We start from the raw sequence: 24,180 nt of genomic DNA on the forward strand, positions 1-24,180 counted from the left end.
CTTGTTGATAATTAAGAGAACAAACAAATCTATTCACATTCAAAAGTAATACCATCATAGCAAAACGCCCCTTATTTTTCAATGAGCAGGGCTATTTTATCCACAAATTCAAGCACTTGTGTACAATTATTAGGAACACCACTACATATTGTTGATAATTTGTTTACGGTTCGACACTTTACGCCAAAGGTTCGATAATTTTATACACAGGTTGTGCTCAACTGTGAGCAGTCGACTTTATTTTTTGATCACAGGTGGATAACTGTCATATCTTGTGGATTACTTTTTTTCTGGGGAGAGTTGTGGATAAACACCTGAGCTTGAGGGGGAGGAACAAGCCGGTTACTAGGTTGACTTTTGCTCATAAAATATGTTTAAATATATAAAGGTGTTTTCTGTAAGGATATGTCTCGATATATAAAAATGATGATTCTTGTAGATACTGTCCCTACTATAAGGACGGCTTAGTCCGTTTCTGCTTATATGACAGTAATTAAGTTCCTGTAAGGGAGGTGCAATTATGAGACCGACATTTAGACCAAATGTGAGCAAACGTAGTAAGGTTCACGGTTTCCGTAAAAGAATGAGCACGAAAAACGGCCGTAAAGTGCTGGCAGCTCGCCGCTTGAAAGGCAGAAAAGTTTTGAGTGCGTAAGTTAGGCCACTAAGGGACCACTGCGGTGGTCTTTTTTTACTGCTTTTTATTATTATTGCTCTGCAAAAGTCTAGGATCTCGCTTAATGCGCTAGCTACACTTTGCGGGGCTATTTAACGTATATTGAGAAATATTTTGTGAGAAGTTGAAATTATTTTTCCTACTATATATAGAAGCTTAATTTCAGCACAGCAAATGTGGTCGTTTATGGCTGCTTGCAAATGCCTATACTATTAGAAGAAAAAATTCGGAGGGACACTTAAACCGGATTTTTATGAAGGAGATTCCCGTGCACAAAAAGTTACGTTTACGAAACCGTGCCGACTTCAGTCGTGTATACCGCCATGGGAAGTCATTTGCGAATCATCAATTTGTAGTGTATTGGTTTGGCAAAAAAGAGGTAGAGCGATTTAGAGTAGGTGTGTCTGTTAGCAAAAAGGTCGGAAACGCGGTTGTCCGTAACCGTATGAGAAGATTAGTTAAGGAAATCGTCCGTCACCATGAACCCGAGATTGCAGGTGGCTTAGACATGGTGTTTATCGTAAGAAAAGGAGCGCTTTCCATGGAGTATGCAGAGCTCGAAAAAAGTGTGCTGCATGTGCTTCGTAAAGCCAAGCTACTCAAGGCTTCCCGCAAATAAAGGGTGCTTAAGAGGCTTGTTTATTTGTATTCATAATTATGGTATGATTTACGGTGGAATGGAATGTTTAAGAGAGGGGTTTTGAAGTGTCTCTAATGAAGACTAGACGAGGAAAATGGTTTCTCCTCATCACGGTAATGGTGTTGTCGTTAGCTGTTCTGTCGGGATGCGCTCCGTCGACTGCTGTTACGCACACTACGGAGGATTTGAAGAATGGAGGCTTCTGGCAAAGTAATGTAGTGTATTATTTCGCCATTGCCTTGGACAAGTTTGCAGATTGGTTTAACGGAGAATATGGTTTAGCCGTACTTGTGATGGTTATTATTGTCCGCACGTTGATTCTTCCGCTTACTATTAAACAGGTGAAGAGCTCGCGTGCAATGCAAGCCATTCAGCCGGAACTCCAAAAGATCCAGAAAAAATATAAAGACACACCTGAAAAGGTGCAGCAAGAAACAATGCGTTTGTTCCAAGAAAACAAGGTTAACCCAATGGCGGGTTGTTTACCGCTGATCGTTCAAATGCCTATCTTTATCGCTCTCTACAACTCGATCTACTATAATCCACATTTGCGGGAGCACACCTTCTTGTGGCTGGAGCTAGGTAAACCGGATCATCTGTTTATCTTACCAGTGCTAGCAGCATTAACAACATTTATTCAAACTAGAATGATGACCAAAATGAATCCAGTGCAACAACAAGGGCCAATGCAGTTCATGATGATGATCTATCCAGTTCTGATCTTCGTTATGTCGTACAACTTCCCTGCAGCCTTGCCACTATACTGGGTGTACAGTAACCTTTACACTATTATTCAGAACTACTTCTTATACCGCAACAATGATAAACACAAATTGGCAATCGCAAGTGCTGTAAAAAGTACAGATGACTCCAGTCCTGCTCCGAAGAGCAAAGGCGGTAACAAGTCATCGAAGGGAGCCAAAAAGTCAAAATGAGCAAAGTCGTCGCAACAGGGAAAACCATTGAAGAAGCTGTAGAACGGGGACTAACCCAGCTTGGAGTTCAAAAGGACCGGGTAACGGTCAACGTACTTGAGCAGCCATCAAGAGGATTCCTGGGATTGATCGGTGCGAAAGGTGCCAAGGTTGAACTAACCTTGATAGCCGAAGCCGCACCGGCATCAGCGGCGAGTGCTCCGTCACTGCCTCAACAGTCAGCAAGAGAGAGCAAACAGGAGGCCATCGGCGGTGTGCCACGCCAAGATTCCGGACAACCGGTGGAGGAAGCTTACCAAGAAGCCGTTCATTTCATTGTGGATGTCGCTAAGAGCATGGGGCTCGAAGTGGAGGTAGAAATCGTCCACACCAAGGAATCCACGATTCTGCAAATTTCCGGTCCAGATTTGGGACTGTTAATTGGCAGAAGAGGACAAACTCTCGATGCTCTACAGTATTTGGCTAATATTGTAGCTAACCGTTATTCCGACAGTTTTATACGGCTTGTGTTAGATGCAGAGAACTTCCGTGAGCGCCGTAAAAAAACGCTTGAAGAGCTGGCTGATCGTTTAGCCGGACGTGTAATTCGCACTCGTAAAGAGGTTGTATTGGAGCCAATGTCTCCTCAGGAGCGCAAGATTATCCACTCCAGGTTACAGGATCATCGGCAAGTGAGTACCCTCAGTAAAGGCGAAGAGCCAAATCGCCGCGTCGTTATAACCTTGAAGTAAAGACTATATGGATGCAATGACTCCTTGACCAATGTAAGGGGTCATTGTTTTTTTAAAAATAAAAGAACGTTTCTATTCAAAAAATATAAGTTTTGGGGTGAAAAACAGCATGCTTAGTGACACCATTGCTGCCGTATCGACGGCATTAGGCGAGGGAGGAATTGCTATTATTCGGGTAAGTGGCCCACAGGCTATTTCCCAAGTGGCACCATTATTTCGCAGCCGAATTCCATTAACTGAAGCGGAATCGCATACCGTTCATTACGGACATATCGTCAGTCCTGATAACGGAGAGAAGATGGAAGAAGTGTTGGTAACCGTTATGAAAGGACCACGTTCTTTTACGACCGAGGATGTAGTAGAGATCAGTGCTCATGGCGGTGTAATTTCTGTAAGAAGAGTGATGGACTTACTTCTGCAGCAGGAGATAAGGTTAGCCGAGCCGGGGGAGTTCACCAAGCGTGCTTTCTTGGGCGGACGTATCGATTTATCGCAGGCTGAGGCTGTTATTGATCTGATTCGCTCTAAGTCTGACCGGGCTTTTTCTGTAGCTTTAAAACAGGTTAGCGGATCCTTATCGGATCGAATTCATGCTTTACGCCACACACTTATTGAGATGCTGGCTCATATTGAAGTGAATATAGATTATCCAGAACATGATGTAGAATCCATGACAGCTGAATTTATTAAAGATAAAAGCAGTGAGGTTATGGAGGGAATAACAAAGCTGCTTAAGACATCTAATGAAGGAAAAATACTTCGTGAAGGGATTACGACAGCTATTGTCGGACGTCCGAACGTTGGTAAATCATCATTGCTAAATGCATTAGCTCGTGAGAATAAAGCGATTGTAACAGATATTCCGGGAACAACACGTGATGTAATAGAAGAATTTATAACGATAAATAATATACCGCTTAAGCTGCTCGATACTGCGGGAATTCGTGAAACGATGGATGTTGTTGAGAAAATTGGGGTGGAGCGCTCCAAAGCGGCAGTTAGTGACGCCGACCTGATTCTACTTGTGCTGAATGCTAATGAAGAGCTGCATGAGGATGAATTGGCATTGATGGAACAAATACACGGTAGACAGTGCCTAGTAATCATGAATAAAATGGACTTACCGTCCAAACTGGATAAGGATAAGTTGCTCTCGTTTTTTGAGGAGTCTAACATTGTACCGATGTCCGTTCTGGAAGAGGAAGGTCTAGACAAACTTGAAGATGCCATTTCGACACTCTTTTTTGGTGGAAAGCTGGAATCGGGTGACTTGACATATGTGAGTAATGTGAGACATATAGCCCTGCTCAAAAAAGCCTATAAATCACTTCAAGATGCATACGATGCTGCAGAACAGTATATACCGATTGATATGATTCAAATCGATGTACGGCTCGCATGGGAACAGCTTGGGGAAATAATTGGCGATACTGCAGCTGACTCTTTGTTAGACCAAATATTCTCACAATTTTGTTTAGGAAAATAAGATTCACGATTTAATATAATTTCAAGGGGGAAACAGGACATGAGTTATGATGGAGGCAACTATGACGTTATCGTCATTGGCGCTGGTCATGCTGGCTGTGAAGCAGCACTGGCTGCAGCCCGGATGGGTTGCAGTACGTTAATGATCACAATTAACCTGGATATGGTTGCATTCATGCCCTGCAATCCGTCCATAGGCGGACCTGCCAAAGGACATGTAGTGCGTGAAATTGATGCGCTTGGCGGAGAAATGGGCCGCAATATAGATAAGACATTCATTCAACTGCGTATGCTGAATACAGGTAAAGGACCAGCAGTACATGCTTTACGTGCACAAGCTGATAAATTCCTTTATCAACATACAATGAAGGAAACTATGGAGAAAACGCCTAATTTGACACTTCGTCAAGGGATGGTTGAGCGTTTAATCGTTGAGGATGGACGTTGTGTAGGTGTAGTTACGAAGACTGGCACCGAATACCATAGTAAGACTGTTATCCTGACAACAGGTACTTACCTGCGCGGTAAAGTGATTATGGGTGAGCTAACATATGAAAGTGGACCTAACAATCAACAGCCATCCGTGAAGCTTTCTGAGAATTTGCGGGAGCTTGGGTTTGAATTGGTGCGTTTTAAAACAGGTACTCCACCACGTGTACATCGTGATACGATCGATTTCTCTAAGACAGAAATTCAACCAGGTGACGATGAACCGAAATTCTTTTCGTTCGAAACGAAATCATCCGATAACGAACAACTTCCTTGTTGGTTAACGTATACCTCTGAGGTTACTCATCAGATTATTAATGATAACCTTCATCGTGCGCCAATGTTCACAGGTATTATCGAAGGAACTGGCCCACGTTATTGCCCTTCTATAGAAGATAAGGTCGTAAGATTCAGTGATAAATCTAAGCATCAGATCTTTTTAGAGCCAGAGGGAAAAAATACATCGGAATACTATGTACAAGGTCTGTCCACTAGTCTTCCTGAGGATGTACAGCTAGCTATCTTACGTTCCATCCCCGGTATGGAAAAGGTAGAGATGATGCGTAACGGCTATGCTATTGAATATGATGCAATGGTTCCTACACAGCTATGGCCATCTCTTGAAACTAAACGTCTTCCAGGTCTGTTCACTGCTGGACAAATCAATGGCACTTCCGGTTATGAGGAAGCAGCAGGCCAAGGGGTTATGGCTGGAATTAATGCAGCACGCAAAGTGCAAGACAAAGAACCCGTAATTCTAGATCGTTCACAGGGATACATTGGTGTACTCATTGATGATCTCGTGACTAAGGGAACGAATGAACCTTACCGTCTGCTTACTTCACGTGCAGAATATCGTTTGTTGCTTCGCCATGACAATGCAGATCTAAGACTTACACCTATCGGTTACGACATTGGTTTGATCACACAGGAGCGTTTCGATAACTTCACAGATAAGAAAGAACGGGTGGAGCGTGAAATTGTTCGTCTGCAAGAAACAAAGGTTAAACCTGTTGATGTAAACCAAGTACTAGCGCAATATGAATCGGCACCTATTGTAGATGGCAGTAATTTGCTAGTTCTGATGCGGCGCCCAGAGCTTGTATATAGTTTTGTTGATCAAGTATCACCATCACCAGAGATGCTGGATGCAGAAATGAAAGAGCAAGTAGAAATCCAAATTAAATATGCCGGATATATAGAAAAACAACTTCAACATGTGGAGCGCCTGCAAAAGATGGAGAAGAAAAAAATTCCAGATGACATTAATTATAATGAAATCCATGGATTAGCGATGGAAGCGCGGCAGAAGCTGACTAAGATTCACCCGATCTCTATCGGGCAGGCTTCTCGGATTGCGGGAGTTACACCTGCTGATATTTCCATTCTTCTTGTATATCTTGAGCATTACAACCGGGTAACCGCGGCGAAAGGATAAGCTATGGATAATACGGAAGTTCAATTCACACAACTATTACAGGAACGAGGCATATCCCTTACAGCAGAACAGTTAGCACAATTTGATCTGTATTATAAGGAACTCGTATCCTGGAATGAAAAAATGAATCTCACGGGTATAACTGAGCGAGAGCAGGTATATACAAAGCATTTCTATGATTCTATTTCATTAGCTTTTTTCCTTGATATTAACGAGGTCACCAATCTCGCAGATATCGGTTCAGGAGCTGGTTTTCCAGGAATTCCACTTAAAATATGTTTTCCTCATTTGAAGCTAACGATTGTTGATTCGCTCAATAAACGAATTTCATTTCTGCAGCATGTAAGTACGACATTGGGATTAACTGATGTACAATTGATCCATGGGCGGGCAGAGGATGTCGCGCGCAAGTTCACTCATCGTGATGCCTATGATTTGGTTACAGCACGTGCGGTAGCAAGACTGTCTTTATTGAATGAATTTTGTCTTCCCTTCACACGCAAAGATGGGGTGTTCGCTGCAATGAAGGGCAGCGATCCTTCAGAGGAATTAAGCGAAGCTAAGTACAGCTTAAAAGAGCTTCGTGCTGAACTCAGCAAAGTGGAGTCGTTCAGCTTACCAGTGGAGGAGTCGGATCGACATATTGTTATGATCCGTAAGACAGGAGCAACACCAGCTAAATATCCAAGAAAAGCGGGAATTCCTGCCAAAACGCCATTGATGAAATAATGTTTCACGTGAAACATTGCCGATACTCAAAGTTCCTTTAGGAGCATTCCCTTTGAACAAAGGGAATGCTCTTTTTTTATGAAGATGATGATAACAAAAATCGATAAATATCAATTTAGATGAAAATTAGATTTATAAGCTGATTTGGTTGTGCACCTGTAAAAATGCAGGAAAAATAGGTCTTTACGGAGAATATGATTATGTAGAGAAAAGTGATAGAATAGCATAGTAGACTTTAATTTTGTATATAACTCCTTCTCTGTACTCTTGTTCGAAAGAAGGAGAGATTATGATGCCTGTTCATTACAGGTAATTCCATAATATCAGAATGTTTTAGATTGCTGTACGATATGCTTTCCGTGAAGAAGGTCAAGAAGATCGTACTATAACGAAATTAGGTGGTTATGAACGGAATGAAAGAACAATTTACCAAGCTATTTGGGTTTAACGAGCGGAGCAGCGGAGAAGAAATCAAACAAATACCAGTTCATGAGGTCGTTAGCAGTCCTTACCAACCACGGACTATATTCGATGATGACAAAATTGATGAGTTATGTCAGACAATTAAAACTCATGGTGTCATTCAGCCTATTGTTGTACGTATGCGAGATTCTATATATGAGATCATCGCAGGTGAACGGCGCTGGCGGGCAGTTAAAAAGCTTGGTTTAGAGACGATCCCTGCTATTGTCCGTGAGTTCAATGATTCGCAGGCTGCATCTATTGCGCTCATAGAAAATCTACAGCGTGAAGGTTTGACCTCCATAGAAGAAGCTGTCGCTTATCAGAAGTTAATTGATCTTCATCAATTAACACAAGAAAGCTTAGCACAACGCTTAGGCAAGAGTCAGTCGACTATAGCGAATAAGATTCGTTTACTCCACTTACCTGAAGAGGTTAAGACAGCATTGATGGAACGTCAGATTTCCGAAAGACATGCGCGTTCACTCTTATCACTGGATAGTGTGGAAATGCAATTAAAAGTTTTGGCAGAGATTATTGCAAAAGGATTAAATGTTAAACAGACGGAAGCTCGTATTGCTTTCTATAAACAAGTCTCACAAACTAAAAAGTCAAAACGGGTCTCCTATACCAAGGATGTTCGTCTAGCTCTTAATACAATTCGTCAATCTATTGATATGGTGTCAGGCTCAGGTATGGAAATCAAAACGTCAGAAAATGACCGTGGTGACCATTACGAGATTGTAATCCAAATCCCCAAAAGATAAATTGTTTCAAAAGCTGAAGGCGGCCTTAAAGTGATTGGCCGCCTTTTGTGTGACTTGAACCAGGATGTATTGCTCAGTCCTGCATTTTAGAGTTTTAGCCTATATAAAGTAACATAGTTTGGCCGTTTGTACTTGCGATCTACGAGAAGATTCTTCCTAACTATTCGAGGTGAAATTAGTGTCCAAGATTATTGCCATAGCAAATCAAAAAGGCGGTGTCGGTAAAACAACATCCTCTGTGAACCTAGGTGCCGGTATGGCTACATTAGGAAAAAGAGTGCTTCTAGTTGATATCGATCCTCAAGGCAACACTACCAGCGGCGTTGGCATCAACAAGGCGGACGTAGCGAATTGTATATATGACATTCTCATTAATGAAGTAAATCCTCTAGAAACGATACTTGAAACTCAAAATGAAGGACTGCACATCATTCCAGCGACTATTCAATTAGCAGGGGCGGAGATCGAATTAGTATCAACGATTTCCAGAGAGTTGAAATTGAAAAAAGCCTTAAATGCGGTTAAAAATAATTATGACTATATCATCATTGATTGTCCTCCATCCCTTGGGATTTTGACGATCAATTCCCTTACAGCTGCTGATTCGGTAATCATTCCGATTCAATGTGAATATTATGCGCTCGAAGGGTTGAGTCAGCTTTTAAACACCGTGCGTCTAGTGCAAAAAAATCTTAATCCGCATTTGAAAATAGAGGGAGTATTATTAACCATGTTGGATGCCCGTACGAATTTAGGGATCCAAGTCATCGAAGAGGTTAAAAAGTATTTTCAGGAAAAAGTTTACAGAACTATCATTCCTCGGAATGTCCGCTTAAGTGAGGCACCGTCTCATGGACAATCCATTATTACTTATGATCCTCGCTCAAAGGGAGCAGAAGTGTATTTAGAGTTGGCAAAGGAAGTGATTTCTTATGAGTAAACGTTTAGGGAAAGGTCTGGATGCTCTGATTCCTTCTTTATCTATTAATGAAGATGATAAGGTAGTAGAAATCCCATTAGCTCAATTGCGAGCTAACCCTTATCAACCACGCAAGGATTTCAATGAAGAAGCAATCCAGGAATTGGCTGAGTCTATCAGACAACATGGCGTGATTCAACCGATCATTGTACGGAGTGTTTTGAAGGGGTATGAAATCATTGCCGGGGAACGCAGATTCCGGGCTTCGCAATATTGTGGTAAACCTACGATTCCAGCAGTCGTAAGAAATCTAAGTGATCAACAGGTTATGGAGATCGCCCTGATTGAGAACTTGCAACGTGAAAATTTAAACGCCATGGAAATCGCAGTTGCTTATCAAGGTTTGATGGATCAATTTTCACTCACACAAGAAGAGCTATCTCTGAAAGTTGGGAAGTCCAGATCACACATCGCTAACTTCCTAAGATTGCTTACTTTACCGGAAGAAGTAAAAGAATATGTTTCACGTGGAACAATGTCTATGGGACATGCGAGAGCTATTGTTGCCTTGAAAGATCCGGAAGTTATTAAACAATTGGCTGAACAATGCGTGGAACAGCAATGGAGCGTAAGAGAGCTTGAAGAAACGGTGAAAAATCTGGATCGAAAGCCGACGAACGGTACAAAGATTAAAGTTGTTAAACGTGATCCCTATATTGATAATGTAGAGGAAGTATTGCGTGAACGGTTTAAAACAACGGTTAAGATAAAACAAGGTAAGGAAAAAGGGAAGATTGAACTGAATTACTACAGTGCGCAGGACTTAGAAAGACTGTTGGAATTATTGGGTAACTAAATGGGTATCTATGCCAAGAACATATCCTGAGCTATCCGTAATCGGATAAGTAGGGGTATGTTTTTTCAAAATATAAGGATGTATAAAGTAGAGCTGAATATTATCCTTATATTTTCTACAGATAAGGTTATTATCAATAAAGGGTGACAACGTTATTTCTTCTTAATGAAAAAGAGTATGAGACGAGGAGCGGGGTTATGGAAGACTTCGTATATTTGGATCATGCGGCTACGTCCTGGCCTAAACCTCCAGAGGTGGCAGCTGCGATGATGAATGCTTTGCAGTCGGGAGCAAATGCTGGTAGAGGAAATTATTCGCTGGCCATGGGAAGCGGACGGGTGTTGGTGAGAGCCCGGAGTTTGCTGGCGGAGTTGTTTGGGGTTTCTAATGCACAAGACATAGCGTTTACCCAAAACACTACGATGTCATTAAATATGGCGATTAGAGGTACGCTCAAAGCAGGGGACCATGTAATCTCCACAATGACTGAACACAATTCTGTGCGGAGACCTTTGGAATATTTACGTAAGTCACTAGGAATAAGTGTTGATTATCTGAAGGTGGATCGGGCGGGTCAATTGGATTTGAAGGAATTGGGCAAAACGTTTCGACCAAACACTAAAATGGTAATTTGTAATCATAGCTCCAACTTACTAGGTAGTATACTTCCCATTGGTGAAATCGGAGATCTAACTAAAGCAAAGGGTGCTATATTTCTAGTGGATGCTGCTCAAAGTGCAGGCTCGCTTGATATTGATGTAAAAAAGATGAATATTGACTTATTAGCTTTTCCTGGGCATAAAGGATTGCTTGGACCACAAGGGACTGGTGGACTCTATATATCACCTGAATTGGATCTCGAGCCCTTAATGCATGGAGGCACAGGCAGTCAATCTGAGAATAGTGAACAACCCTCCGTTCGCCCAGATCGGTATGAAGCGGGAACGCAAAATGCGGTAGGAATTGCTGGTTTACTAGCCGGTGTTCAAAAGGTAAAATCGATAGGGACAACCGTTATCCACGAAAGAGAGTGGAAGCTGACTCAACTGCTGATGGAGGGGTTGTCCCATATTCCAAACATTAAACTATTAGGACCCACATTAGGGGCTCCGAGAACTGGAATTGTGTCGTTTGTAGTGGATGGGGAAGAATCGGCGAATATAGCTCACCGTCTAGATCGTGAGTATAAAATAGCCGTCAGAGCGGGTATGCATTGTACCCCGCTGGCACATAAGGCTGTTGATACACTAGAAAGTGGTGCTGTTCGGGCGAGTGTAGGCGTAGATACAACAGAGCATAATATAAGCAGAATGCTAGCTGCTATGGATGAGTTATATGGCTGATGCCCGCAGCAGATAAATAAAAAGGATGGTCCATTCATGTCTGAAATGAATCAATTAATTAATGAACAGTTGCAGTGGTTTGTGTTTGGTTTCGTAGTAATTATGCTAGTACTGATAGTGACTGTAATCGCCCAGGGAGCTAAGCTGCGGACTATACGGCGCAAATATGAGGCCATGATGGCAGGAAGCGGTGTGGAGGATCTGGAAGGCCTTCTGGTTGATCTGAAGAACCAAAGCGACATGCTGGAAGAAGAACAACGTGAGCAAAAAGCGTTGATAGAAGCTACCCAAGTCAAAATCCGCAGCATGAAGTCAAATATCGCTCTCAAGCGTTATAATGCCTTCGGTGAACGTGGTAATGATTTGAGCTTCTCGGTGGCTATTCTGGATGACAATAGCAGTGGCATTGTATTAACCAGCCTTCATAATCGTGAGAACTCATATATTTACTCCAAGCCTATGCAAAATGGGGAGTCACAATATGCCTTATCGCCGGAAGAGAAAGAAGTTATAACTCTCGCGTTGCAGCAGAAGTAGCATGTAGGTTCCATTGTTTTAAAGCAGAATATAGACTTGTAGCGATAATATCAGATAATCGCATGACTAGACTTAGCCGTGTATTCTGCAATACGAAATACTCCATAAAGCCGCCGACATTAACGATTCCAGTCAAATGGATATCCCCAACCGGCGGCAATTGTTTATTTACGCCAGCTCCTGGTCTGAGGGGGCCTTCAACGACTTGGATGCAGCCAACACTAGTAGAGTGACCTAAGCAGGCATCTATTCCGATGACAAACGGGTTATTATATTTTTCATTAATTAGCGACAAAGTCTCTTCAAGATTGACGGCATGAACCGGTTCCTCAAGGGTACCGTATAAATGAAACAACGGGCTATGAAAACGGGATAATGCAGTACCAACAAGAGGACCGAGAGAATCTCCGGTGGAGCGATCAGTGCCTACACAGATGACGATAATTTGAGTCTCTGGACGCGTGCGTGAAAAGTGAAAAAGTAGCCGATGAGTAATTGCGGAATAGATATCGGGATCTGTATGTGATATTTTTAAACAGGACGTTTCTTGCGCTGCTGTAGCCTTGGATGAGGAGTTCATACCATCTTCCTTTCTAAAGGTGATTCTATTTGTTGGTATCTAGTATATGGATAGAAGAGGGGTTTTATACTACAGCAGCAAGAGATAGGACGATAAACCTATGGAGAGGCTTGACGTATATGCAGGATGAGATGTTAATAGCGTTTGACTCCACCCAGCAGGCGCTTCGTGCTGAAATGCTGCTTGAGTATGCTGAAATAGAAATTGATATATTTCCAACTCCGAAGGAAATCACCGCAGGCTGTGCAATTTCAATTCAGTTTTTTCAAAATGCGCTGGAAGAGGTAAAAAAGATTATAGTTGAGCAAGAAATAGAAATACGCGGCATCTACGGAAAACACAACGAGAACTACATACTGATTTAGGGGTGGGGAGGAGTACATGCGATGAATATGTGGATACTGGAGGCTGATACACCCGGTGCGGATACATTAAAAGATGCCATTCGCTTTAAAGATAAGGTGTGGAATTGGTTTACCGATGCTGATATGTGGGCGGATGTATTATTTGCGGGTCTACGGATTCTTGTTATTTTTCTCTTAACCCGGGTTATTATTAAAATTGTTTCTAATATTATTGATCGTTCGCTTGAGCGTAAAACCGGTGGCAGACTTCTGTCCAACACACGAAGGTTTACTACGGTTGGGGAATTGATGAAAAATGTAGTGACAGTTATCTGTAATTTTGTGATGATCATGCTCGTGCTTTCTGAGTTCCACTTCGATTTGGCACCATTGTTGGCTGGAGCGGGTGTACTTGGTTTAGCAGTAGGTTTTGGGGCGCAAAGTTTGGTGAAGGATGTTATTACAGGTTTCTTTATTATTTTAGAGGATCAATTTGCAGTGGGTGATGTGATTCAAACAGGTACCTATAAAGGAACTGTAGAATTAATCGGACTGCGAACAACCAGGCTGTTAAGCACAACTGGAGAAGTATTTATTATCCCGAATGGATTAATCACGAACGTGACCAATTATTCTCTCTCGAATGCATTGGCTGTAGTTGATGTTCCTGTAAAAATGGAGCGCAGCTTGGAGGCCACGCTAGGTTTGATTGGAGAAGCGTTAAAGGGAATAGAAGAGCGTAACTCTAATGTGCTTGCTTATCCTAATGTGCTCGGTATACAGTCCATGAGTACTTCGGAATATGTAATTCGTATAGCGGCTAGCTGTTTACCCAATGCAAAAGAGGTTGCGGAGAGACAGATTCAGAATGATATTAAGCAGGCACTAGAGAAACTAAGCAGTCTAGAGCAGGCTCAAGCTGCTCAAGCCGAAGAGGAAGCTCGTTTGAAGGCAGAAGAAGAAGCAAAGGCTGAAATTGAACTGGGAAAAACAGAAAATGAGCAGGAAGTATCGGATACGCCTGACACTCGATCAAGACGCCAAATCGCAGCTACACAAGAGGGGAAAAAGGGGGAAGGGTAGTGGAACGTAAAGTTTTTCAGCTTGGAGATATTGTACAGATGAAGAAACAGCACCCTTGCGGTTCTAATGAGATGGAGATCATTCGTATGGGGATGGATATCCGCATTAAGTGTACAGGATGTCAGCACAGTGTTCTGATTCCCCGGGCGAAATTCGAGAAGAATATGAAGAAGGTACTGCGTTCTGCAGAGGGAAATACAGACAATAATTAAGCTTGCAAATGGCATGTCTGCATGATACAATTATTTTTGCTGCGGAGAGGTACCCAAGAGGCCCAAGGGGGCTGACTCGAAATCAGTTAGGCGTGTCACAGCGTGCGTGGGTTCGAATCCCACCCTCTCCGCCACTTCAGCATAATATAACATTTTAATGAATCCTTCGTTCCTGTAACGGAGGTTTTTTTGTGTCCAATGAGCTGTTTGCAAAAGATCATAACATGCAAAAAGAAGGGCCCTTTCGGGTCCTTCTTTAAGAGGCAGTACATCAATGATGTTGGAATTTCTCTGTATATAGCTACTAAAGTGATTTAGGCGTTGCTGAGGTTACTGCTTTTTAGACAATAACCCACTACTATTCCCAGCTAACAATAGATGCTGAATCAGATATCCTGTGATTGTGTTCGTCTACGACGGCCAACGGAACCACACCTCTCTTTTGTACTGCCTGAGAATAGTATGGTGTAATGTCGTTTTTTTATACACATTTATTTTTAATTAATGTACACGTGCTTTTTCAACCTTTTTCCACTTCCGATTTTTGTTACTGGTCTCGGGGAAGGTATCCCCTTTTTCCATTTTAATATGCTGTGGATTCTGAATTTCGGTATGGAAGCTTCGCGCTTCACCTACCTCTGTATACATGCCTGGATTGGGGGCTTTGTCGCCTTTTTCATATTCCGTCTTTTCGCCCATCATTATCGCTCCTTCCTTAAGTGCAGATGAATTCACTGATTATTGTGCGCAGGTAGGGTTTTTTTCATGTAAAAAGAGGGTGGAGGGTTGTCCGGTATTAATATTGCTTGCACTCTGCTGCTCGTTTTGGTATATTAATCAGGTGCGAGTCTATGTTTGTGCTCGTTCCTTGCTCCTGACGTGATTAGGGGCCTCAGACCATAAGGAGGTGAAAATTATGCGCAAATATGAAGTGATGTACATTATTCGTCCTGACATTGAACAAGAAGCTGTTCAAGCAGCAGTCGATAAATTCCAAGGCATCATCTCCAATGGCGGGGAAATTACAAAGCACGAAGTGCAAGGTAAACGCCGTCTTGCGTATGAGATCAAGAAATTCCGTGATGGCGTTTATGTTTTGGTTAACTTCAATGCAGAACCTGCAGTAGTTACTGAATTAGAACGTCTTATGAAGATTTCTGACGAAGTTATTCGTTATCTCATTACGAACGACGTTGCTTAAGATCTTGACAAGCTTTGTAATGAATCGCTCTAAAGGAGGGGACCAGAATTGTTGAACCGTATCATTTTGATCGGACGGTTGACCCGTGACCCGGAACTTCGTTATACTCCCGCTGGTGTTGCCGTAACTCAATTTACGCTTGCCGTAGATCGTAACTTTACGGGCCAGAACGGTGAACGTGAGGCAGACTTCATCCCGGTTGTTACCTGGAGACAGCTAGCAGAAACCTGTGCCAATTATTTGCGCAAAGGTCGTCTGACAGCAGTGGAAGGACGCATCCAAGTGCGGAACTATGAGAATAACGAAGGTAAACGTGTATACGTAACTGAAGTTATTGCTGATAATGTTCGTTTCCTGGAATCTTCACAAAGCCGTGAAGGTGGAAATACTTCAAGTGGTGCAAGTAGTATGCCTGAAGAGCCAGCATATGGTGGCGGTGGTAACGCTGGACGCGGAAATAACAACAATAATTTCTCGCGTAACAACAATACTCAAGATCCTTTTTCGGGCGATGGTAAACCGATTGATATATCGGATGATGATTTGCCATTTTAATTAGGAAGGACTGAAAAGAATATGGCTTTTAAACCAAGAGAAGGCGCTGACAACGACAAAAGACCAGCACGTCGTGGTGGACGCAACAAGCGTAAAAAAGTTTGCTTTTTCACTGTGAACAAGATTACTCACATTGATTATAAAGATACTGAACTTCTTAAGAAGTTCATCAGCGAACGTGGAAAGATTTTGCCACGCCGTGTAACAGGTACAAGTGCAAAATACCAACGCGCTCTTACCATTGCTGTAAAACGCTCGCGTCAAATCGCGTTGCTTCCTTACACAACGGAATAGGACGTTTTATAGAAGCAGTCGGGAAACCGGCTGCTTTTTTTGTTGTGAAAAGCCAGCGTGCGGATTACGTTTGACGTTCAATCTGGAATGTGTTAAATTACAGCTATCCTATAATAAAAGGGGAAATATTGATGTTGGTGACCGTTCTTAACTAGCAATTTCATAACACTGGATTAGGAAGGCTTTAGCAGGCTCGTCTTTTGGCGTTTACGTGCTCTATTTGAGTCCGTCTCGCACAGATGTCTGTTGTTCCTAACGGTGGATGATTTAGTTAAGAACACACGAAGCGTCATATGGCCTCTTTACGGCTATTGTTCTCTTTGTAATTAACCGTGCTCTTAGAGCACGGTTTTTTTGTTTTTCGGCCACCCTGGCTTTTATAGGGGGACCTTAAAACGCCAGAGAACAATAGTATAAAAAGAAGGGCAAGGACTGCCATAGTGGCATTCTTTGTCCTTTTTGCGTTAGGGAGATTTTGTTCCAAAAAAATAGTTAGATCAATAAGGAGGATTTGCTGTGAATTTACAAAGTCTAAACACGTTGGAATACGAAATTATTAAAACCGAGCTTAGCCGTCATGCGGTATCTTATGTAGGAAAGAAAACTGTAGAAGAGCTTATGCCTATGACCTATTTGCCTTCCATTCAAAGAGCGATGGAGGAAACGTCTGAAGCTAAAGAGCTGCTGGAGCGGGGGTCCAGTGTACCGATTCCTTCATTAGAGGGGATTGAGTGGATCATGTCACTAATGGGGACTGGATATCTGTACAGTGAGCAAGACTTCACTGCAGTGGCTACATTTCTAAAGAGCTGTAGTCAATTGCGCAAATATATGGCTTCTAAAGAGCAAAGTGCTCCCCGGATTGCTGCTTATGCCTCCTCTCTGCTGGAATTAAATCATGTGCGGGAAGCAATTGACCGCTGTATCCGCTTTGGGGCGATTGATGATGGAGCTAGTAAGGGGTTAGAGCGGGTTCGTAAACGGATTGGCGTAGCTAAAGAACGTCTTCATAAAAAAATCGACGGGATCATGTCGCGCCATCAATCGATTTTGCAAGAGAATATTTATAGTCAGCGTGGTGGACGTTACGTTATCCCCGTAAAGCGGGAGTATCATAAGCAAATAAAGGGATCGGTACTCGATCAATCCACAAGTGGACAGACGGTGTTCATCGAACCAGATGAGATCGCCTCCATGCAGATTGAGCTGGATTTGTTATTAGGAGAAGAGGCACGTGAAGAAGCTGTGATCCTCAGTATGCTGACCAGCATGGTAGAACAGGAACAAACTGCACTGCGCCTAAATATCGAGGTTACAGGCACCTATGATTTTATTTTTGCCAAAGCAAAATACGCACGAACGCTGGGAGCATCTGAGGTTACTCTAAATGATAGGGGTTTTCTAAGGATGAACGGAGGCAGGCATCCTATGCTGCAGGGCATGATTCCAATTAGCCTGGAGATAGGGAAGGGATATAGATCCCTAATCATTACAGGTCCAAATACAGGCGGTAAAACGGTGGTGCTCAAGACCCTCGGGCTGCTGACCCTCATGGCTCAATCGGGGCTGTTGATTCCGGTCGAGGAGGGGAGTGAGTTTACGGTCTTTACGGATGTGATCAGTGTAATCGGAGACGGACAAAGTTTGGCCCAATCACTCAGTACATTTTCGGCACAAATGAAGAGTATTGAGGGAATGCTGAGAGATGCCTCTAAAGGGGTGCTGCTGCTCATTGACGAGCTGGCGGCAGGTACAGACCCTGGGGAAGGAATCGCCCTCTCAATCGCCATTCTGGAAGAACTGAGCCGTAAAGGGGCGAATATTATCGTCACAACCCATTTTAATGAGCTAAAAGCCTTTGCTGCTGCGACAGCCGGTTTTCAAAATGCACGAATGGAATTCGACAAAGAAACGCTGCAGCCGTTGTATCGTCTGACTATCGGAGAAGCGGGGGAGAGTTACGCTCTGCAAATTGCTAAAAAGCTGGGTATCCAGGATAACGTTATCAAGCGATCGTGGGAGATCGTTGAGGCGCAGCAGCAAAGGCTGCAGAAAGGTGATGGGTCGGCATGGGCAAGTCTTTTTAGCAAAGAGGGAGAGAAAGGGAAGACTGCACCTGTTATAGAGGATTTTGAAAAAGAAGAAAAGTCTGCGGAATCACAGAGCGATAAGGAGAAGCAGACCCAATATGAAATTGGTGATGCCGTTCTTGTAACTTCACTGGGACGGTTAGGAATTGTTTATGAGAAAAAAGATCACTTAGGAATGGTCGGAGTGATGATCCAGAAGCAAAAAATGCGGATTAATCATAAACGTTTAAAGCCATATCTATCCAAAGATGAGCTGTATCCTGAGGAATATGACTTTGATATAATTTTTGAGAGCAAGGATACCCGTAAAAAGCGTAAATTGATGCAGCGTAAGCATGTCGAAGGCCTGAGAATTACGCATAAGGATGAAGAATAATGAAATAAAGGGATCTGCCTATGAGGTAGGTCCCTCTTTTTTTATAAATACTATGAAATATGCGTAAATTCAAGCAGGAGTATAGGCCTAAAGCTTAGAAGTTATTGTAACCATTCTAAAACTTTGTTACAGTAAATATTTATTCCATAGCTTAGATGTAGATATACGTTCAACTAGAGAAGGGAAGGAACACATGAAGAATAAGAAGATATGCGGGTTCTTGTTAACAATGCTCGTGATGACTACTGTATTGTCAGCATGCAGCAGAGCAGGTACCAGCAGTAATTCATTATCTTTACATCACAATGAGGTGGTCGAAAAGCCACAGACTGGCGGAGTAGTTACTTATGGATACTCATCGCCGTTTATGGGCTTCTTTGAGCCTGCTTTTTATGAAGGTGAAGATGATTTTCATGTGCTGGAGTTTATTACTGAGGCCATGTTTACGATAGATGATGATTTATCAACGGTTCCTAATATCGCCACTTGGCAGGAGTCCGAGGATCATAGAATATTTACCTTTAAAATCAAACCGGGAATCCGTTGGCATAATGGAGATGAACTGACCGTAGAGGACTGGAAATTTGCGATGGAGACTATTGCTAGTCCAGACTACACCGGATCGCGTTATTATAGTGTGGAAATGATTCAAGGTGCAGAAGCCTATCATAAAGGTGAGGCGAAGAATATAACAGGTCTTAAGGTTATAGATCCTTATACTTTGAAAATAACAATGACAGCTGCCCGCGTAAATACGATTGATAATCTATGGCCGTATCCGATGAATAAAAAATATTATACTGGAGTCGCTGTTAAGGATATGCCTGAGAGTGATCAGATGCGAAAAAATCCGATTGGGATTGGCCCCTTTGAGGTGAGCCTTATTGAACCTGGCCAGCGGGTGGAGATGAAGCGCTTTGATCAATACTATAAAGGTAAGGCTTTATTGGATGGTGTGTTGTATAAGGTATTTGATGACAAGGAAATCATCAGCCTGTTTGAACAAGGCGTAATTGATATAGAGAATGCTCCACGAGATACTTATGAAAAGTTGAGTAAACTCGATAATATTAATATTTTACAATCAAATGAGCTTGCTTATGAGTATATAGGGTTTAAATTTGGGTATTGGGATAGTGAAGCTGAAAAAATCGTAATGGATAACCCTAAATTTACGGATAAAAGATTACGTCAGGCGATGTATTATGCACTTGATCGGGAGGGGATCATTCAATCATTTTCTCATGGGTTAGGCAAGCCTATAGAAACTCCGGTTTCCAGTGCAAGCTGGGCGAAGATCCCTGATAGTCAGATTAATACGTATCCCTATGATCCGGAAAAAGCGAAGCAGCTGCTTGATGAGGCTGGTTTTGTAGATGTTGATGGAGATGGGCTGCGTGAGGATCAAAAAGGAGAAAAGTTAGTTATTAATTATGATTCTATGCTAGGCAGTCATTCAGCGGAGTTACGAACTGCTGCTATTCTGGAGGATTGGCGAAATGTGGGACTTGATGTGCAGCTTAATGGTGGGGCGTTAAAAGAGCTCAACACCTTCTATGAAGCAGTAGAGGCTGATGATCCGTCCATTGAGTTGTTTAACGGGGTATGGGGATTAGCTAATGATCCTGATCCTTCAGGTCTCTGGAGAGAGAATGATTTGTGGAACTACCCACGTTGGTCCTCGGAGCGGAATGAAGAATTGATTCGCGATGGCACAAGTATGAAGGCGTATGATAGAGATTATCGACAACAAATCTATTATGAATGGCAGAAGCTAGTGAATGAAGAGGTTCCAATGATCTTTTTTGCGGAAAGAGAAAGCATTACTGCTGTCAATAAACGTCTACAAGGTGTGCGTGTTGATTCTTTGGGCTCCATAATTGAGCCTAATAAATGGTGGATAAAGGACTAAATTAAAAAAAATAAAAAAAATTACGCAAAAAGTGAAATCAAATTGCTGTTTCATTCGTCATATATATTATGGAGGATGACAACGATGAAGAGACGGATATTAATATGGGCTGGTGCAGCTTTGATAGTCGTTGTCTTAATTACGGTGTGGAGGCCTATCGAGTTGGGCTTTAAACCGGATATTGACGCGGGTTCAGCAGTGCTGCTAGATATGGATAGTGGAGACATATGGGTCAATATAAACGGCGATGTGCCTATGCCACCGGCCAGTGTGTCTAAATTAATGACTGAAATGATTGTGCTGGATCACATAACCTCTGGAACCCTTAGGTGGGAGGATAGAGTCCCTATTAGTGCTTACGCCAGTCAAATGGGAGGTATGAGTCTCTCATTAAAACGAGGAGATTTCTATACAGTAAGGGAGCTATTCGAAGGCATCACCATATATTCTGCTAATGATGCTGCAGTTGCATTGGCAGAATATATGGCAGGATCAGAGGATTCTTTTGTACTTATGATGAATGATAGAGCACGTAGTTTAGGTTTATCTCCTAATACGGTATTTACCAACGCCTCTGGATTGTCTAGCAAGGATCTTGGTATCATTCGTCAGCCTACGCATATCGGTGGCCAGACGATGATGACAGCGAGGGATACAGCCAAATTGGCAGCTGCGCTAATCCATAATCATCCTGATGTACTGAATATTTCCGGTCGTACACAGATGCAATTAAAGGATAAAGGGTTATATGTTAGTAATAGCAACCTTATGCTTCCAGGTATGGGCGGCGCTTACGCATACGATGGAGCAGATGGGTTGAAGACTGGATATGATAGCCAGACGGGATATTGTATTGCGGGATCAGCCCAGAGGGAGGGGCACCGGCTTATTGCGGTCGTTATGGGGGCGGAGACTTATGGCAGCCGATTTGAGGGTGCTGCTAAATTGTTCGATTATGGGTTTTTCCGCGGTTTACATTATGGAGAACGGGTAAAACATATTATACATGCCCTTGGGATTCGAAGTTAAATTTGGAGCATCATACCAGTAATTATTACTTGGTATGGTGCTTTTTCCCTATTCATGTCGGTATTTGTTGTTTCTTTTTATCCATTTAGTGATTACAATAGAAATATTGTTTTATCCCATATTATTTTAGAAACGCAAAAAACTTTTTTTCTATAATTTAGAATGACCCGAATTTCCTGAAAGGGGGGACAATAAGATAATGGAATAAGGGACAGTAAATTCGTCGCCGAGAGAAATAAAACCATGACTGCCTGAGAACGATCAGGAGGCATTGTAAATATATGGTACGTGTAATTATTCTACAATAAAGAAGGAATCAAAGATGAAAAAAATAAAGAAAAGATACATTGCGCTAATTGTTCTCGTCGTTATTATAGCGGGAGGTTTTCTCTTTCGGAATTCTTTGGCCGTATTAGCTTTTGACCTCTTTTTGTCCGATCGGGTAGAAAGCAAGCTGAAAGAAGAATCTTACCAGCCACTTAAGGATGAGAATAAGGTTAAGCCAGAGCCGGTTGTATACAAAAGCGATCCATTTTCGCTGATGCTGCTCGGGACTGATCAACGCGACAATGAAACCGCACGTTCGGACACGATGATGTATGCTGTTGTTCGCCCAGAGGATTACAAAATTCTGCTTATTTCTATTCCACGTGATACGTATACCGAGATTATTGGCCATAACGATAATAAAAAAGATAAGATTACCCATGCTTATGCTTTTGGTGGGCAGCAAATGGCTAAGGATACTCTGGAAGCACTGCTGGAGCATGATATTCAGTATTATGCCACCATTAACTTTCAAGGGCTCAAGGATGCCGTTGATGCTATTGGAGGCGTTCCGCTGCCAATCAAGAAGGACATTGTAAACAAGGGTAAGGACCATGAAAAGTTTACGATCGAGGGTGGAAAGTCGAATTATAACGGTCAAGAAGCACTTAACTATACACGCTACCGTGAAGATAGTGACTTTAACCGGACCAAACGCCAACAGGTTTTTATTGATGTTGTAGCTAATAAAATGTTATCGATCAGCCAAATCGGCAATATTCCAAAGCTGCTGGATATTATGGGCGATAATTTTAAGACCGATATAGAGCCTTCAATGATCATTAGTCTGGCCAAGAAATTCATGGGCGGCAAAGACATGGATATCTCAAGCTTTACGGTAATGGGCGAAGGAAAACGTATTGACGGACTTTATTATGATATCGTTGATGAAGAGGATTTGCGTGAAGCTAAGGCGCTGATTGATAATTGGATGAATGCAGGAACACCAGTAGATCAACTGATTGAGCCGGGAAAAGCAAGTAATGCACTCGAGCCCAAAGCAAAAGCAGTTACGCAGTAATTCTAATTGGAAAGCTAAACTCATATAAATAAATTGCAGCAGCCATAAACATTCTCATGGCTGCTGCTTACTGTCTTCATGTTATAATGAGTTGGAACTATTATTTAGCTGCTACGTATAATCACATTGGCATGGCAGTAAAAGGAAGTTAAAGAACCGTAATTCCTTCGGAACTCTTTGAGGAGGATCAAGAGATGAATATTGCATTTTTTTTACTTCCGAAACAGGAGGTGGCCTGCGTAACGCTCGATTCTACGCTGCGCCAAACGCTTGAGAGGATGGAGTTTCACCGCTATACAGCAGTCCCGATTCTTAACCGTAATGGAGAGTATGCCGGCACGGTAACGGAAGGTGATCTGCTCTGGTACATGAAAGAGTCGGAGGGCAAGGTTTCGTTTGAGAACGCTTCAAAATTTTTGCTGAAGGACGTTCCATTACGTATGAATAACAAGCCGGTCTCGATTGATGCGGATATGGAAGATCTAATTAATTTGGCTAAGGTGCAGAACTTTGTACCTGTGGTCGATGATATGAACCGGTTTATTGGAATTGTTCGCCGGAGTCAAGTCATAGAGTATTGCGAGAAATTTGTAACAAGACAATCACAGGAATCATTATAGTCCCAGTGTATTCGCGGTTATAGAAGCTATCGGAACAAGGCCTGTATTTCCGGCGATAACGGAATGCGGGTCTTTTTTAAAGAAAGCTCCTCTCCAAAAAGAGGCATAGTCAGCATGGATTGAAGCATACTTAAGGGGCGCGGGGCGTCCAGTGTGACACCGAATTTTTTATGCTATAATGGAGAATAAAGCTTTTTGCCGGAGGTAGAGAGACGTGTCCAATGTGCCGAAGGATCTGGATGTAGCCAAGCGCGCCAAGGTAATTGAATGGCTGAAAACCGAAGTGATTGATCAAGTTTCACGGTTATTTAAAGCGTTATGGGAAGGCAGTACTACCCGTGTCGGTGACAGTCTGGCTAGCTTGATTATGAGCTCTTATATTTTGGGCCGCAGACTAGGGATTCCTTATCGTTCTTTAGATGACTTGCTACTGGAGAAGCTTAGAAAGCACAAGCAGGAAGGGCATCAACTGGAAGATTGGTACCAAGATATATCTGCTTTAGAAGAACATATGCGTAAGAGGTGAATA

Annotated in this window: 26 protein-coding genes and 1 tRNA gene; 25 read left to right on the forward strand and 2 right to left on the reverse strand. The window is 42.4% G+C overall.

Features of this window, described 5'->3' with window-relative positions:
• Positions 1-520: 520 nt before the first annotated feature.
• From rpmH to MKY63_RS10505, 12 genes are all read left to right on the forward strand, one after another.
• Complete coding sequence (gene rpmH, locus MKY63_RS10450) at positions 521-655, forward strand: 50S ribosomal protein L34 (protein ID WP_036677745.1); 135 nt, start codon at positions 521-523, stop codon at positions 653-655.
• A gap of 289 nt (positions 656-944) precedes the next feature.
• The gene (rnpA, locus tag MKY63_RS10455; protein WP_036677842.1) at positions 945-1,295 is read left to right on the forward strand and encodes a ribonuclease P protein component; all 351 of its coding nucleotides are present in this window, start codon (positions 945-947) and stop codon (positions 1,293-1,295) included.
• Positions 1,296-1,381: 86 nt separating this feature from the next.
• On the forward strand, positions 1,382-2,251 hold the full coding sequence (locus tag MKY63_RS10460) for a YidC/Oxa1 family membrane protein insertase (RefSeq protein WP_036677747.1): 870 nt from the start codon (positions 1,382-1,384) through the stop codon (positions 2,249-2,251).
• Positions 2,248-2,982, forward strand: a complete 735-nt coding sequence (jag, locus tag MKY63_RS10465; protein WP_036677749.1) for an RNA-binding cell elongation regulator Jag/EloR — start codon at positions 2,248-2,250, stop codon at positions 2,980-2,982. Before MKY63_RS10460 ends, jag begins: the two co-directional genes overlap by 4 nt.
• Positions 2,983-3,091: 109 nt before the next feature.
• Entirely contained in the window at positions 3,092-4,468 is a 1,377-nt protein-coding gene (mnmE, locus tag MKY63_RS10470) for a tRNA uridine-5-carboxymethylaminomethyl(34) synthesis GTPase MnmE (RefSeq protein ID WP_076099801.1), read from the forward strand.
• A gap of 39 nt (positions 4,469-4,507) precedes the next feature.
• Positions 4,508-6,394, forward strand: a complete 1,887-nt coding sequence (gene mnmG / locus MKY63_RS10475) for a tRNA uridine-5-carboxymethylaminomethyl(34) synthesis enzyme MnmG (protein ID WP_036677754.1) — start codon at positions 4,508-4,510, stop codon at positions 6,392-6,394.
• Between the two features lie 3 nt (positions 6,395-6,397).
• Positions 6,398-7,123, forward strand: coding sequence for a 16S rRNA (guanine(527)-N(7))-methyltransferase RsmG (gene rsmG, locus MKY63_RS10480; protein WP_036677757.1), 726 nt, complete (start codon positions 6,398-6,400; stop codon positions 7,121-7,123).
• A 413-nt stretch (positions 7,124-7,536) separates the two neighbouring features.
• Positions 7,537-8,352, forward strand: a complete 816-nt coding sequence (gene noc, locus MKY63_RS10485; protein ID WP_036677760.1) for a nucleoid occlusion protein — start codon at positions 7,537-7,539, stop codon at positions 8,350-8,352.
• 178 nt (positions 8,353-8,530) lie between these two features.
• The gene (locus MKY63_RS10490) at positions 8,531-9,292 is read left to right on the forward strand and encodes an AAA family ATPase (RefSeq protein WP_036677762.1); all 762 of its coding nucleotides are present in this window, start codon (positions 8,531-8,533) and stop codon (positions 9,290-9,292) included.
• The gene (locus MKY63_RS10495) at positions 9,285-10,127 is read left to right on the forward strand and encodes a ParB/RepB/Spo0J family partition protein (protein WP_036677764.1); all 843 of its coding nucleotides are present in this window, start codon (positions 9,285-9,287) and stop codon (positions 10,125-10,127) included. Before MKY63_RS10490 ends, MKY63_RS10495 begins: the two co-directional genes overlap by 8 nt.
• Before the next feature lie 197 nt (positions 10,128-10,324).
• Complete coding sequence (locus MKY63_RS10500) at positions 10,325-11,470, forward strand: aminotransferase class V-fold PLP-dependent enzyme (RefSeq protein ID WP_038573968.1); 1,146 nt, start codon at positions 10,325-10,327, stop codon at positions 11,468-11,470.
• Positions 11,471-11,506: 36 nt separating this feature from the next.
• Positions 11,507-12,007, forward strand: coding sequence for a DUF4446 family protein (locus MKY63_RS10505; protein WP_038573966.1), 501 nt, complete (start codon positions 11,507-11,509; stop codon positions 12,005-12,007).
• Here MKY63_RS10505 and yyaC read toward each other — a convergent pair.
• Positions 11,979-12,587 (reverse strand): spore protease YyaC, encoded by a 609-nt coding sequence (yyaC, locus tag MKY63_RS10510; RefSeq protein ID WP_036677770.1) that lies wholly within the window; start codon positions 12,585-12,587, stop codon positions 11,979-11,981. The two genes, MKY63_RS10505 and yyaC, sit on opposite strands and share 29 nt — an antisense overlap.
• Before the next feature lie 119 nt (positions 12,588-12,706).
• On the opposite strand from yyaC, the gene MKY63_RS10515 reads away from it, so the two are divergent.
• From MKY63_RS10515 to MKY63_RS10530, 4 genes are all read left to right on the forward strand, one after another.
• Positions 12,707-12,952, forward strand: coding sequence for a DUF3343 domain-containing protein (locus MKY63_RS10515; RefSeq protein ID WP_036677843.1), 246 nt, complete (start codon positions 12,707-12,709; stop codon positions 12,950-12,952).
• Positions 12,953-12,973: 21 nt separating this feature from the next.
• Positions 12,974-14,014: a mechanosensitive ion channel family protein gene (locus MKY63_RS10520; protein ID WP_052097399.1), complete on the forward strand. Its 1,041-nt coding sequence runs from the start codon at positions 12,974-12,976 to the stop codon at positions 14,012-14,014.
• Positions 14,014-14,226, forward strand: coding sequence for a DUF951 domain-containing protein (locus MKY63_RS10525; RefSeq protein ID WP_036677772.1), 213 nt, complete (start codon positions 14,014-14,016; stop codon positions 14,224-14,226). Before MKY63_RS10520 ends, MKY63_RS10525 begins: the two co-directional genes overlap by 1 nt.
• 43 nt (positions 14,227-14,269) lie before the next feature.
• Positions 14,270-14,360: transfer RNA gene (locus tag MKY63_RS10530), tRNA-Ser, on the forward strand.
• Between the two features lie 367 nt (positions 14,361-14,727).
• Here MKY63_RS10530 and MKY63_RS10535 read toward each other — a convergent pair.
• Complete coding sequence (locus MKY63_RS10535; RefSeq protein ID WP_036677774.1) at positions 14,728-14,925, reverse strand: YjzC family protein; 198 nt, start codon at positions 14,923-14,925, stop codon at positions 14,728-14,730.
• Between the two features lie 217 nt (positions 14,926-15,142).
• Between MKY63_RS10535 and rpsF the strand changes: the two genes are divergently transcribed.
• The 9 genes from rpsF (at position 15,143) to MKY63_RS10580 (ending at position 24,177) form a co-directional block, all read left to right on the forward strand.
• Positions 15,143-15,427 carry a 30S ribosomal protein S6 gene (rpsF, locus tag MKY63_RS10540; RefSeq protein ID WP_036677776.1) on the forward strand — a complete coding sequence of 95 codons (285 nt, stop codon included), beginning with the start codon at positions 15,143-15,145 and terminating at the stop codon, positions 15,425-15,427.
• A 48-nt stretch (positions 15,428-15,475) separates the two neighbouring features.
• The gene (gene ssb / locus MKY63_RS10545; RefSeq protein ID WP_036677780.1) at positions 15,476-15,982 is read left to right on the forward strand and encodes a single-stranded DNA-binding protein; all 507 of its coding nucleotides are present in this window, start codon (positions 15,476-15,478) and stop codon (positions 15,980-15,982) included.
• Between the two features lie 21 nt (positions 15,983-16,003).
• Positions 16,004-16,276, forward strand: coding sequence for a 30S ribosomal protein S18 (gene rpsR, locus MKY63_RS10550; protein ID WP_036651767.1), 273 nt, complete (start codon positions 16,004-16,006; stop codon positions 16,274-16,276).
• A gap of 516 nt (positions 16,277-16,792) precedes the next feature.
• Positions 16,793-18,742 carry a DNA mismatch repair protein MutS gene (locus MKY63_RS10555; protein ID WP_076143952.1) on the forward strand — a complete coding sequence of 650 codons (1,950 nt, stop codon included), beginning with the start codon at positions 16,793-16,795 and terminating at the stop codon, positions 18,740-18,742.
• A 193-nt stretch (positions 18,743-18,935) separates the two neighbouring features.
• Positions 18,936-20,654 (forward strand): oligopeptide ABC transporter substrate-binding protein, encoded by a 1,719-nt coding sequence (gene opp4A, locus MKY63_RS10560; protein WP_339812725.1) that lies wholly within the window; start codon positions 18,936-18,938, stop codon positions 20,652-20,654.
• Positions 20,655-20,738: 84 nt separating this feature from the next.
• Positions 20,739-21,683 carry a D-alanyl-D-alanine carboxypeptidase family protein gene (locus MKY63_RS10565; RefSeq protein WP_036677789.1) on the forward strand — a complete coding sequence of 315 codons (945 nt, stop codon included), beginning with the start codon at positions 20,739-20,741 and terminating at the stop codon, positions 21,681-21,683.
• Between the two features lie 322 nt (positions 21,684-22,005).
• Positions 22,006-23,031, forward strand: a complete 1,026-nt coding sequence (locus MKY63_RS10570) for an LCP family protein (RefSeq protein ID WP_339812729.1) — start codon at positions 22,006-22,008, stop codon at positions 23,029-23,031.
• 194 nt (positions 23,032-23,225) lie between these two features.
• Positions 23,226-23,651 carry a CBS domain-containing protein gene (locus MKY63_RS10575; RefSeq protein ID WP_036677795.1) on the forward strand — a complete coding sequence of 142 codons (426 nt, stop codon included), beginning with the start codon at positions 23,226-23,228 and terminating at the stop codon, positions 23,649-23,651.
• A 223-nt stretch (positions 23,652-23,874) separates the two neighbouring features.
• Positions 23,875-24,177, forward strand: a complete 303-nt coding sequence (locus tag MKY63_RS10580) for a MazG-like family protein (protein ID WP_170914153.1) — start codon at positions 23,875-23,877, stop codon at positions 24,175-24,177.
• Positions 24,178-24,180: the final 3 nt, after the last annotated feature.

Source organism: Paenibacillus sp. FSL R7-0189, assembly GCF_037969925.1.
GTDB classification, from domain to species: domain Bacteria; phylum Bacillota; class Bacilli; order Paenibacillales; family Paenibacillaceae; genus Paenibacillus_AQ; species Paenibacillus_AQ odorifer.